The following is an 11,366-nucleotide window of genomic DNA, read 5'->3' as shown; positions in this document are numbered from 1 at the left end:
AAGCAAGCCGGAGAAGCGGATGTCACGATTGTTGTGGGAGATCCAAAAAGCAACAATTCTAATCGTCTTGCACAAGTATCCAAAGAAATTGCACATACGAACGCCTATCGCGTTGCAGATGTGAGTGAAATACAATTAGAATGGCTAGAAGGAGTCCATACCGTTGCAATAACTGCGGGTGCTTCTACCCCAACTCCGATTACAAAAGAAGTCATCGCCTTTTTTGAACAATATGACCCTGCAAATCCCGCTACTTGGGAACGAAAACGAAACGTGCCACTGAATAAAATATTACCTAAAGTAAAACAAAAAGATTGAAATGAATTGCTCATGAGCCCAATAGAAACAAGAAACCATCCTTTAGATATAAGGATGGTTTCTTATTTTATATGAATACAAATGGATCTGTATGTATTGTAGATGAATGAATGGTTACGTTATAGTTTTTATTCTCTAGTTCCTTTTGTAATCGCTTTTGGACGCCTTTTTTCATAACCTTTTCCACATTGTGTCCCGGATCAATAATGTTTAATCCGTATGTCAGCGCATCATGTGCAACATGATAATACAAATCTCCGGTTATGTATACATCAGCTCCGCGAAACTTTGCCTGTTTCCAATATTTATTCCCGTCTCCTCCAAGTACCGCTACCTTTCGAACACGATCTTGCAACTTTCCAACCACGCGAACCGCCGGAACTTCTAAGCATTCTTTTACGTAGTTTGCAAATTGTTCTACAGTCATTTCGTTTTGCAGTACACCTATTCTGCCTAACCCTAACCTATTGGGCTCATTATCTAATGAATATATATCATAGGCGACCTCTTCATACGGATGCGCTTCTATCATCGATTTTACAACTTGTTTTTGTAAGGAGGCAGGAAATACCGTTTCAATCCGAACTTCTTCCACCTTTGTGAGTTCTCCTTGCTTTCCGATAAACGGATTGGTTCCTTCCATCGGTAAAAATGCTCCTGTCCCCAAACCGGTAAAGGAACAATGACTGTACTTACCAATAAAACCTGCTCCGCTATCTCCCAATGCCTTCCGCACGGCCTCTTCATGAGTTACCGGTACAAATACAACTAGTTTCTTCAACTTATCCTCATAGGTCGGGACGAGAACCTCTGTATGGTGAAGTTGTAGTGCTTCTGTTAATAAATCATTGACTCCACCAGGTGCAACATCTAAATTTGTATGTGCAGCATAGATTGCAATATTATGGCGCAAACATAAATCGATGATTCTTCCTTGACTTGTATCTGTTAGAATTTGCTTTAATGGATAATAAATAAACGGATGATGCGCAATAATTAACGTACAGTTTTTTTCAATTGCTTCCTTTACTACTTCCTCCGTCACATCAAGAGTAACTAAAACATGCTCAGTAAGGGTAGAAAGAGAGCCTAACTGCAATCCTATTTTGTCACCCTCCAAAGCGAGTGATTTTGGATAAAATTGTTCAAACAACGCAATCACTTCATGCCCATTCGGAATTTTACTCATGCCAATCCCTCTTCTATCAATTGAATTTTATATACTATTTCTGAACGCTTCTGCATCATCTCTTCACTTGGATTTGCAGATTGTAGTTGAAGCAAAATTCGGTGTAAATTTTGTAATTCATAATTCCACTTGTCGCGAAACGTGTCCGAACCTTCCCGAAGCAAATGCGGCCCAAGTAACAACCCTGCTTCTTTATGCTCAAGGTATGGTTTACATCCATCACCTTGCTCAGCAACAAGAATTTCATAGAATTTTCCATCTTCTTCTATAATTGTTTCATGTATAAGTTCCCACTCATGCTCCATAAGCCATGTTCGAACGATATTTGCACCAATGTTTGGCTGTAAGATCAGTCTTGTCACTCCGTATAACTTATCTTTACCGCGTTCTAAAATATCGCGAATTAGACCGCCTCCCATACCTGCAATTGAAATAACATCCGTTTCTCCTTTTTGAAGAACGTCTAGTCCATTCCCCTTACGAACTGAAATTTGGTCTTGTAAGCCACAAAGCTGAACCGTAGCTTGTGCCGAACGAAATGGCCCCTCCACCACTTCTCCAGCTATAGCGCGGGAAATAAGCCCTTGTAAAATGGCGTAACAAGGTAAATAAGCATGATCAGAGCCAATATCGGCTAAAACAGATTGCGGCGGTATCTCCTTTGCTACCGCTTCCAATCGTTTTGATAACTTTCCTTCATTCATCTTGTATACCACAATCCTTTTTCTTTAGTATGCCTTCATCATAAGAATTAATTGGTTTTGATGCAAGTAAATTAGTATGTTATGCACTTTTTCTATCACTAAACTAGTAAGGCCCTTTACGATTTCATAAAGGGCTAATAAATTATTCTATATGGGCTTTACCCCTATTACATTATTTTTTCCCTTCTAAATATGCAGCCACCTTAGCTGCCACGTCGCTTGTTACTAATCCCGCTGGCATATTTCCTCTCCCGTTCATTAGTATTGTTTTTATTTCATCTTGCGAATATTTACTTCCGATTTTCTGCAAATTTGGTCCTACCGATCCTTCCAAATTTGCCCCGTGACAACTGGTACATGTTTGCTTCACAATTTCTTCTGGATTAGGAGCAGCCTGAGAGGCAGCCCCCCCTGTTTTTGCAGCCATCAATGCTTTCTCTTGTTTGATCCCTTGAAAGGAGAAAATAAGCATTAAGGCGATTCCAATGATGGCAAGAAACGCATACGGAAGTAACGGATTTCCTTTCATTTCTCCTATCCCCCAATTCCTCAATTAGATTGTACACATATACTTTACTCGAAAGTATATTACCTCAAAAGAGAAATTATGATAATATATGGGAATGAAAAGACTGTTTTCTAACATGATTATCCTATTATTACGATAAAAATCTAGTTAAATCTCGGTATTCCGTCATCGCAAAAACTAAATGCTGTAAATTAGGCAAGAATTCACTCGAAAAAATCACAACAGGAGCATTTGCAAATCGATAAACAATTCTGTAAAATAAATTACAAGAATTGTAATCAGCCTATATGCTGACAAAAGAAAAAAGCTTACTTCACAGCTAAGAAGTAAACTTTCAAGAGGAATCTATTCTAAGAAATCTTTTAGACGCTTACTACGACTCGGATGTCTTAGCTTGCGTAATGCTTTTGCTTCTATTTGACGAATCCGTTCTCTCGTAACACCAAATACTTTACCAACCTCTTCTAATGTACGAGTACGACCATCGTCTAAGCCAAAGCGCAAACGAAGAACGTTTTCTTCACGATCCGTTAATGTATCTAATACATCTTCAAGCTGTTCTTTTAACAGCTCATATGCTGCATGATCGGCAGGAGATGTTGCTTCTTGGTCTTCAATAAAATCTCCAAGATGAGAATCATCTTCTTCACCAATTGGTGTTTCTAGTGAAACCGGCTCTTGTGCTATCTTTAATATTTCGCGAACCTTTTCAGGTGCAAGATCCATTTCTTCACCAATTTCTTCAGGGGAAGGCTCACGTCCTAAATCTTGAAGTAATTGTCGTTGCACACGAATTAGTTTATTAATCGTTTCAACCATATGAACGGGGATTCGTATTGTGCGGGCTTGGTCAGCTATTGCACGTGTAATAGCTTGACGAATCCACCAAGTAGCATAAGTACTAAATTTATATCCTTTACGGTAATCGAATTTTTCAACCGCTTTGATTAGACCCATGTTTCCTTCTTGAATTAAGTCAAGAAATAACATGCCACGTCCTACATAACGTTTTGCAATACTAACGACAAGGCGTAAGTTTGCTTCAGCTAGTCGACGTTTCGCTTCCTCGTTACCTTGTTCAATTCGTTTTGCTAATTCAATTTCCTGCTGAGCAGAAAGTAAATCGACACGGCCTATTTCCTTTAGGTACATACGAACGGGGTCATTTATTTTAACACCTGGTGGAACGCTTAAATCATTCAAGTCGAATTCTTCTTCTTTTGCAAGTTGATGACTATTGGGATCTTCATCTGAATCACCAATTAATTCAATTGCTTGTTCACCTAAGAATTCATAGAATTCGTCCATCTGTTCTGATTCCATGTCAAACCCGCTCATGCGCTCAGCGATTTCTTCGTAGGTAAGAACACCACGCTTTTTACCGAGCTCCGTTAATTGCTCTTTTACTTGATCAAGAGTGATATCACTTTCAATTTCTTTAGAACGAGCTGATTTGTCAGCCATTTGTTCCCCTCCTTACACGAGATACAAAAATTGATTATAATTGATTCTTATTAAAAAAGCTATTTTCTTGCTTTATGTTGTTTAATTATATTTTCTTGAGCAAATACGGCGGCAGCTTTAGGATCTACCTTTTCTAACTTTCGCAGTTCAAAGATGTTCCGCATTTGATCTAGTTTTTCTTTATGCTTTTGTAACGACTTTATATCTCCATCGAACAACTCAAGAGAGTATGTTGGATTAATAAACACATCCACCGAAATATCAGCAACTATATTTTTTAAATCACTCTGTGATAACCAATCCATAAATTTACTAATATTCGGTTCGTTTCCTTTTTCATAATATGCGTATACCTCGTATAAAATCCCTTTATGCTCTTCTGTATGAAAATAATGAACGAAGTCTTGAAGTCGCTGGGCAACTTCCATACTCTGCAAGGCATGATATAATAATTCTCTTTCAGACCTTTCATACCCTGCTAATTTCGTTTTTATACCTACACTTTGCTTTTGTTCCGGTATAGCACGAGTTGGTTGTTGTTGATTCTGATACTTTCGCAGTTCACTACGTAAATCTTCCATTTCGTATGGAAATTCTTTCGTCAGCGTCTGCAAGTAAGGCTGAGCCTGTACAAATGTTGTAAGCCTTGCAAGTTCTTTCACAACAGCCTGTACATAAGCCCCTTGTTCTTCTGGGTCTTGCAAATTCTTTCCAAGGCGAAGGTAATGCAGTTTAAAATCAACAAACGGTATACTTTCTTCAATCAGGTTTCGAAACGAATCTACGCCGTGCTTACGAACGAATTCATCTGGATCCATTTTATCCGGAACGATTACAACTCTAACCTGACAACCTGCATGAAGTAACAAATGGCCGGCTTTTACAGTTGCTTCTTGTCCTGCTTTATCTCCATCGTAGCATAGCACGACTGTATCAACATTTCTTCGAAGAATTCTTGCTTGTTCTTCTGTTATGGCTGTCCCCATCGTTGCTACAGCTTCCTCTAGCCCGCAATGTACAGCTGCAATAACATCTGCATACCCTTCCATCAAAAGAACTCTTTGTGTTTTACGAATCATGGAACGAGCTTGATGGAAATGATATAACGTATTACTTTTGTGAAAAATAGGAGTCTCTGGACTATTCATATACTTTGGAGAATCTTCTCCTAATGTTCGTCCGCTAAAAGCAATCGTTTTACCTTGTAAACTGTAGATAGGAAACATTATACGGTTTCGAAAACGATCATAGTAACTACCGTCTTTCTCATTTTCCATAACTAGTCCTGCTTGCACCATCTGTTCCATCGTAAACCCACGTTTTTGCAAAACTCGCGTTGCATGATCCCAAGCTGTCCCGGCATATCCAATCTCAAACTTTGTAATCATTTCTTTCGATATGCCTCTGTTAAGTAGATATTCTAATGCAGGTTTAGCATCTTGCGTATTCATGAGAAGATGATGATAATACTTTTTCAGAAGTTCATGAGCCTGTATCATTTCAGAATTGCGATCCGTCGTTTCTTCTGGCTCCGATACATACTCTGCTACTTGGATGCCTGATCTATTTCCAAGCTTCATAACTGCTTCGGTAAAGGAAATATTCTCTACCTTCATGACGAATGAAAGAGCATTTCCACCTTCCCCACACCCGAAGCAATGAAAGATTTGCTTGTCTGATGAAACTGAAAACGAAGGTGTATTTTCCCCATGGAAAGGGCATAAACCGAAATAGTTGCGTCCTTGCTTCTTCAATTGAACATAATCGCCTATAATGTCAACGATGTCCACTGATTGTCGAATACGTTCCACAACGTCTTCGGGAATTCGATTTCCCATAGCAGCATCTCCGTGTCGTATTTTTTATTCGCTATAAGTTAAAGGATTCCTTCATGATTCGACAATATTTTTTCTAAACTAAGCAAAAATTGCTTACAATCCTCTTTAAAAAGGTTTTGGACCTTGTGTAGAAGTTTCTCCTCTTAGCAATTTTGCAGAAACATGTCGATCATGTAAAATTATATCCATGCTCCACTCATCCAGTTTTATTCCCCTGGGTGAAAGAACTTGCACCCTTCTTAATATCCTTAGTTACGACAAAATCTCCCTTTTTGTATGTTTGTATATATAAAAATCCACCTCGTCTTAAAAGGAATCCGCATAAATCCAATTTCCTTCTTTAAAATACGGTTTATGTGGATAGGAAGCTACAAAGTAAAGTTCTACTCCATATACATTCCCAAACTCCACAATTTCTTCCTTCACAGGGCATGCATCACTATCAATAAATATTTTTGTGATTTTTTGCATATTTCTCTATTCTACATCCCTTCTGTGAATCCTTCCATAGCACTTGGTTAAATGGTAAGAATTTTGTCGAGTACACTAGAAAAGCAAATGAGGCCCGTATTTACTCTATCAAAGAGAAAGTTCTAAGCTAATACAGAGACATTTTGCTGTGGAAGCTAGTCTTATACACAAAATTTATAATCAACTTCCCCATTAATCATTACCAAACACAAATCCTACCCATAGTTTATTCGTAACTAACAAAGTCTAAACGTAAAACATACATTTTTATCACAATTTTTTATTATAATACAAAAATCCTCACTTAGCTACTACTTTATTTTTTTTGAAAAAAAAAGCACACTTTCCAAATGGAAAATGTACTTTAATGTTCTTTAATAATCTTTTTGGTTTTGAATTTCATTCAAAATTACACTAGCGGACTCTTCAATCGCCCGGTTTGAAACATCAATAACCGTACATCCGATTCTTTCTATAATTCGCTCAAAATGCTTAAATTCCTCATAAATACGGTTTAAGTTCGCATAGTTTGCAACATCACTAAGACCGAGTGATTTCAAACGTTCTTTTCGAATATGATTGAGTTTTTCAGGATCAATCTTTAACCCAAAGCACTTTTCCTTTGGAACTGAAAATAATTCTTCCGGCGGATCAATTTCCGGTACGAGGGGAACATTAGCTACTTTCAATCGTTTATGTGCTAAATATTGGGACAACGGAGTTTTAGAAGTACGGGATAATCCAATTAAAACAATATCAGCCTTCAAAATACCTCTTGGGTCTCTTCCATCATCATATTTAACGGCAAACTCAATTGCTTCTATTTTTTTAAAGTAATCTTCGTCAAGTGTACGAGCTAATCCTGGCTCATAACGAGGTATTCCCCCAGTTATTTTTTGGATTTGATCAATTAATGGTCCAATAATATCATACACTTGTACCTGTTCTTTTGCTGCTTCTTCAATTAAATACTGTCTCATCTCAGGCTTTACTAGAGTAAAACAAATGATTGCGTGATTACTCTGTGCAATCGAAATGACTTCTCTTAATGTTCCCGTATCTTCAACATACGGAACACGGCGAATGTCAGGTGTAAAAAGAAATTGCCCCATAGCAGCACGAACAACTAAATCAGCTGTTTCTCCTACAGAATCGGACACAATGTATACAATTTGATTGTTCATTTTATTCCCTCACTTTAACTAAACTGTTAAATCAATTCATTATTAACCAAATCTACAAATGCGCGCGTAATATTTGTTTTCGTAATACGCCCCACAACTTCAAACCCTTCATCGGTATCCTTAACGATTGGCATTGAATCTATTTGCTTCTCTATTAATCGTTGCGCGACATCATACAAAGTATCTTCTTTTTTACACATCGTAATATTTGGCATTCTTGTCATAATGATGTTAACAGGTAGGACAGTCAAATCTTGTTTTCCTAAACTAGCTCTCAATAAGTCTTTACGTGACACTACACCTACTAGCATTGTTTTTTGATTTACAATAAACAACGTTCCTACATCTTCAAGAAACATCGTACATATCGCATCATAGACCGAAACATTCGTATTTACCACAACTGGTCTAGACATATGTTTGCGAACAGTAAGCTTCTTCAAAGCTTCTGACAGCAACTGTCCACCTGTCTTTCCTGTATAAAAATATCCTACGCGAGGACGTGCCTCTAAATAACCTGCCATCGTTAAGATAGCAAGATCTGGTCTTAAGGTTGCTCTTGTTAAATTTAACTGTTCTGCAATTGCTTCCCCAGTTATTGGGCCGTTATCTTTCACAATTTGAACAATATGCTCTTGTCGTTTATTAATTTCCATGGTACTCACCACCTTTATGGACAGCAGCGTAAAAGAGTTATTATGCTTTTCCTTACTATTATATACCAAACAAACTGCTCCAAAAAGAAATGACATATGTCAATATTAGAGCTATGTATAACCCCTATATCATACATCGAATTGTGATGCAAACACAATCTACAAATACGCATATATATAAAGAGGATTGGGTTCTATAAGCAATAGAACTACCAATCCTGCATCACAAGTTCAAATACATTTATTCTTGCTTTACTCCATTTTAAATTTATCTAACTGACTTATAAACCGTCGAGACTTTAAATAAATACCACAATATTCATCGTAATAGGCTGAAATCGCTGCACGAATTTGTTGTTTTGTTTCGGCCTTCACTGAAACATTCCCTAGTCTATTCAAATCGAAATGATAAAATAAGCGAATGAGTTTACTTGCTGCATCCGATAAAGGAAAGCGATATGGATCATGATCTGCATGCTGTTCACAAAGAAAACCGCCTTCTCGAACAGAGAAAGCGTAAAAAGGGCGCGTCTCATGGCAGATAACACAAGTATCTATAACAGGATATAACCCAAGCACAGGAAGCATTTTCACTTCAAATATAAGTGCTAGTACCTCTGGGTCAACCCCTTCATTCATGTAATGTAAGGTTTGATACATCAATTCAAATAAAAAAGGGTTCGGTTGCTTTTCTTCCGTAGCTTTGTCCGTTAATTCCATAACGAAGGAAGCATATGCTGTTAAAAAGATGTCCTCCCTTATTTCACGCATCGAAGAAACAATTTCCCCCTGTTGGAGCGTTCCTAAACCAGAACCGACTTGCAAGAGAAAATAACCATATGTAAACGGCTGAGAAATAGAAGCAAGCCTACTTTTTGGTTTTTTTGCTCCGCGTGCCATCGCACTGATTTTTCCAAATTCACGTGTATAAAATGTTACAATTCTATTCGTTTCTCCGTAATCAATCGTACGTAATACAATTCCTTCTATTTTTTGAAACATATTCATCACCATCCAAGGTAAAGACGAATAAGGTCATGTAATAGGAGAATCAAAATCGGAAAGCTCTTCATCCAGCTTAGTTAGTATTTCTTGTCCTTCTTGTTCTAGCTCTTTTATGAGAAGATACGTTTCTATGCTGCCTGTTTTAGTAAACACATTCCACGTAAAATTCAACATAAGATTCCCCCTAGCAAATCCAATTTCAATTGTTATTAAAATGACCCTATTCGCTCGTTTTCATGTCAGAGAAATTTTTCTAATTTCTAATTCAAAATAATGATTGCAAATCGTACTCTTATCTTAAATAAGGATAAGAGTTCCTTCTTATTCTAACATCTTAACGATATGGATTTAAGCGTTTTACAAGATAAATGTAATTCATCTTTCTTTCCTGTAATTTTATCTTGAAATTTTAAAACGTCAGGCGTAAGCTATACACATCAAGATATTTGAATATGTATAGTAAAAATAAAGGGGAAAACTTCGATGGGGGAGATACAATGAACGCGAATATGCAACAATTTAAGGCCGAGTTTTTTAAAGCACTTGCACACCCTTTACGCATCCATATTCTAGAAGTACTATCTGAAGGGGAAAAAAGTGTAAATGAAATTCAAACACTTGTGAACAGTGAAGGCTCCGCCGTTTCACAGCAGCTAAGTGTACTTCGTGCAAAGAATATTGTAGTTGGGACAAAAAATGGAAAGCAAGTCATGTATGCATTACGAGATCCAATGATTACAGACTTATTAACTGTGGCGCGAGAAATTTTTAATAACCAACTGGTTTATACCATTTCTATGTTGGAGGATCTCGCAGAGTAATACCCTCCTTATTACAGGAGAAATAAGGAGATTATACGAAAATTAAAATAGAAAAGAAGGGTTTCATGTGAAGCTTCGATTCACAGGTAGATATGCAGGGTATTCCTTTCAAAAATTAAAACAAGATATAGTAGCTGGAATTATCGTTGGGATTATTGCAATTCCTCTTGGTATGTCCTTTGCCATCGCTTCCGGTGTAAAACCGGAATATGGAATTTACACAACGTGTATAGCCGGCATTCTCATTTCACTTCTAGGTGGATCTCGATTTCAAATTGGTGGTCCAACTGGTGCATTTATTCCCGTTTTATTAGGGATTGTACTTACGTATGGCTATGAAAATTTATTAGTTGCTGGACTTTTAGCCGGTATTCTCTTGTGTGTTATGGGTCTTTTTAAATTAGGATCGCTTATTACATTTATACCACGTCCTGTTACAATTGGTTTCACATCTGGAATCGCTATCATCATTTTTGTAGGGCAAATCTCTAATTTCTTAGGACTTGTCGGCATTCAAAAACATGAATCATTTTTAGCAAACTTAGACGAAATTTTCATTCACCTAAATACAATAAATCCATATAGCATTCTAACTGCAGCAATATGCCTACTCTTTATCCTACTTACACCAAAACTATTTCCCAAAATACCTGGACCATTAATTGGTTTACTTGTCTCAAGTAGTATTGCGGGGCTGTTCTTTTCAGGACATGTTCCGACAATAGGAACAGCTTTTGGAGAAATCCCAAACACTATCCCGCATTTTCGTCTGCCAACATTTTCATGGGAGATCGTGCAAAAATTAATTGGACCTGCTTTTGTTATTGCCATGTTAGGAGGCATTGAATCTCTCTTATCTGCAGTAGTGGCTGATGGCATGACGAGTAGCAAACACAATAGCAATCGAGAATTAATTGGGCAAGGAATTGCAAACATTGTTACACCGCTATTTGGAGGTATTCCTGCCACCGGAGCAATCGCTAGAACAGCAACAAATATTAAAAATGGTGCTGCATCGCCGTTGTCTGGCATTTTCCACGGTATATTTGTAATGATAACTTTACTTGTGCTAGCTCCCTATGCTTCTCATATTCCACTGGCAAGTATGGCGCCTATATTAATGATCGTTGCATGGAATATGAGTGAGCGCAGTCATTTTGCCCATATACTAAAAATGAAATCAGGCG

General features: G+C 37.5%; 12 protein-coding genes and 1 pseudogene. 3 read left to right on the top strand and 10 right to left on the bottom strand.

What is annotated here, in order from left to right:
* Positions 1–318: pseudogene (locus tag AC11ZT_RS01030) on the top strand (4-hydroxy-3-methylbut-2-enyl diphosphate reductase); the annotation flags it as partial.
* A 67-nt stretch (positions 319–385) separates the two neighbouring features.
* On the opposite strand, the gene AC11ZT_RS01025 reads toward AC11ZT_RS01030, so the two are convergent.
* From AC11ZT_RS01025 to AC11ZT_RS00980, 10 genes are all read right to left on the bottom strand, one after another.
* Positions 386–1,507, bottom strand: coding sequence for a Nif3-like dinuclear metal center hexameric protein (locus tag AC11ZT_RS01025; RefSeq protein ID WP_484057827.1), 1,122 nt, complete (start codon positions 1,505–1,507; stop codon positions 386–388).
* Positions 1,504–2,211: a tRNA (adenine(22)-N(1))-methyltransferase gene (locus AC11ZT_RS01020; protein WP_484057826.1), complete on the bottom strand. Its 708-nt coding sequence runs from the start codon at positions 2,209–2,211 to the stop codon at positions 1,504–1,506. Before AC11ZT_RS01020 ends, AC11ZT_RS01025 begins: the two co-directional genes overlap by 4 nt.
* A gap of 172 nt (positions 2,212–2,383) precedes the next feature.
* Positions 2,384–2,740, bottom strand: a complete 357-nt coding sequence (gene cccA, locus AC11ZT_RS01015; protein WP_484057825.1) for a cytochrome c550 — start codon at positions 2,738–2,740, stop codon at positions 2,384–2,386.
* 345 nt (positions 2,741–3,085) lie between these two features.
* Positions 3,086–4,204: an RNA polymerase sigma factor RpoD gene (rpoD, locus tag AC11ZT_RS01010; RefSeq protein WP_484057824.1), complete on the bottom strand. Its 1,119-nt coding sequence runs from the start codon at positions 4,202–4,204 to the stop codon at positions 3,086–3,088.
* Positions 4,205–4,263: 59 nt separating this feature from the next.
* Positions 4,264–6,042 carry a DNA primase gene (gene dnaG, locus AC11ZT_RS01005; RefSeq protein ID WP_484057823.1) on the bottom strand — a complete coding sequence of 593 codons (1,779 nt, stop codon included), beginning with the start codon at positions 6,040–6,042 and terminating at the stop codon, positions 4,264–4,266.
* A gap of 306 nt (positions 6,043–6,348) precedes the next feature.
* Positions 6,349–6,513: a PIN domain-containing protein gene (locus AC11ZT_RS01000; RefSeq protein ID WP_484057822.1), complete on the bottom strand. Its 165-nt coding sequence runs from the start codon at positions 6,511–6,513 to the stop codon at positions 6,349–6,351.
* A 374-nt stretch (positions 6,514–6,887) separates the two neighbouring features.
* Positions 6,888–7,697, bottom strand: a complete 810-nt coding sequence (locus AC11ZT_RS00995) for a pyruvate, water dikinase regulatory protein (RefSeq protein WP_484057821.1) — start codon at positions 7,695–7,697, stop codon at positions 6,888–6,890.
* A gap of 26 nt (positions 7,698–7,723) precedes the next feature.
* Positions 7,724–8,353, bottom strand: a complete 630-nt coding sequence (gene ccpN / locus AC11ZT_RS00990) for a transcriptional regulator CcpN (protein ID WP_484057820.1) — start codon at positions 8,351–8,353, stop codon at positions 7,724–7,726.
* Positions 8,354–8,605: 252 nt separating this feature from the next.
* Complete coding sequence (gene recO, locus AC11ZT_RS00985) at positions 8,606–9,355, bottom strand: DNA repair protein RecO (RefSeq protein ID WP_484057819.1); 750 nt, start codon at positions 9,353–9,355, stop codon at positions 8,606–8,608.
* 33 nt (positions 9,356–9,388) lie between these two features.
* Positions 9,389–9,532 carry a YqzL family protein gene (locus AC11ZT_RS00980; RefSeq protein ID WP_484057818.1) on the bottom strand — a complete coding sequence of 48 codons (144 nt, stop codon included), beginning with the start codon at positions 9,530–9,532 and terminating at the stop codon, positions 9,389–9,391.
* Between the two features lie 323 nt (positions 9,533–9,855).
* Between AC11ZT_RS00980 and AC11ZT_RS00975 the strand changes: the two genes are divergently transcribed.
* On the top strand, positions 9,856–10,179 hold the full coding sequence (locus tag AC11ZT_RS00975) for an ArsR/SmtB family transcription factor (protein ID WP_484057817.1): 324 nt from the start codon (positions 9,856–9,858) through the stop codon (positions 10,177–10,179).
* 67 nt (positions 10,180–10,246) lie between these two features.
* Positions 10,247–11,366 (top strand): SulP family inorganic anion transporter (locus AC11ZT_RS00970; RefSeq protein WP_484057816.1); only part of this gene is annotated, 1,120 nt, incomplete at its 3' end.

The organism is Ectobacillus sp., from assembly GCF_056992975.1.
The sequence above is the reverse complement of the archived record's forward strand: the minus strand, read 5'-3'. Positions and strand labels throughout refer to the sequence as shown.

Excerpts from the sequence above, each read along its gene's own strand:
- AC11ZT_RS00980 (WP_484057818.1), bottom strand. The coding sequence starts at position 9,532 with ATGTTGAATTTTACGTGGAATGTGTTTACTAAAACAGGCAGCATAGAA.
- ccpN (WP_484057820.1), bottom strand. The coding sequence starts at position 8,353 with ATGGAAATTAATAAACGACAAGAGCATATTGTTCAAATTGTGAAAGAT.
- recO (WP_484057819.1), bottom strand. The coding sequence starts at position 9,355 with ATGTTTCAAAAAATAGAAGGAATTGTATTACGTACGATTGATTACGGA.
- AC11ZT_RS01020 (WP_484057826.1), bottom strand. The coding sequence starts at position 2,211 with ATGAATGAAGGAAAGTTATCAAAACGATTGGAAGCGGTAGCAAAGGAG.
- cccA (WP_484057825.1), bottom strand. The coding sequence starts at position 2,740 with ATGAAAGGAAATCCGTTACTTCCGTATGCGTTTCTTGCCATCATTGGA.
- dnaG (WP_484057823.1), bottom strand. The coding sequence starts at position 6,042 with ATGGGAAATCGAATTCCCGAAGACGTTGTGGAACGTATTCGACAATCA.
- AC11ZT_RS00995 (WP_484057821.1), bottom strand. The coding sequence starts at position 7,697 with ATGAACAATCAAATTGTATACATTGTGTCCGATTCTGTAGGAGAAACA.
- AC11ZT_RS01000 (WP_484057822.1), bottom strand. The coding sequence starts at position 6,513 with ATGCAAAAAATCACAAAAATATTTATTGATAGTGATGCATGCCCTGTG.
- AC11ZT_RS01025 (WP_484057827.1), bottom strand. The coding sequence starts at position 1,507 with ATGAGTAAAATTCCGAATGGGCATGAAGTGATTGCGTTGTTTGAACAA.
- AC11ZT_RS00975 (WP_484057817.1), top strand. The coding sequence starts at position 9,856 with ATGAACGCGAATATGCAACAATTTAAGGCCGAGTTTTTTAAAGCACTT.
- rpoD (WP_484057824.1), bottom strand. The coding sequence starts at position 4,204 with ATGGCTGACAAATCAGCTCGTTCTAAAGAAATTGAAAGTGATATCACT.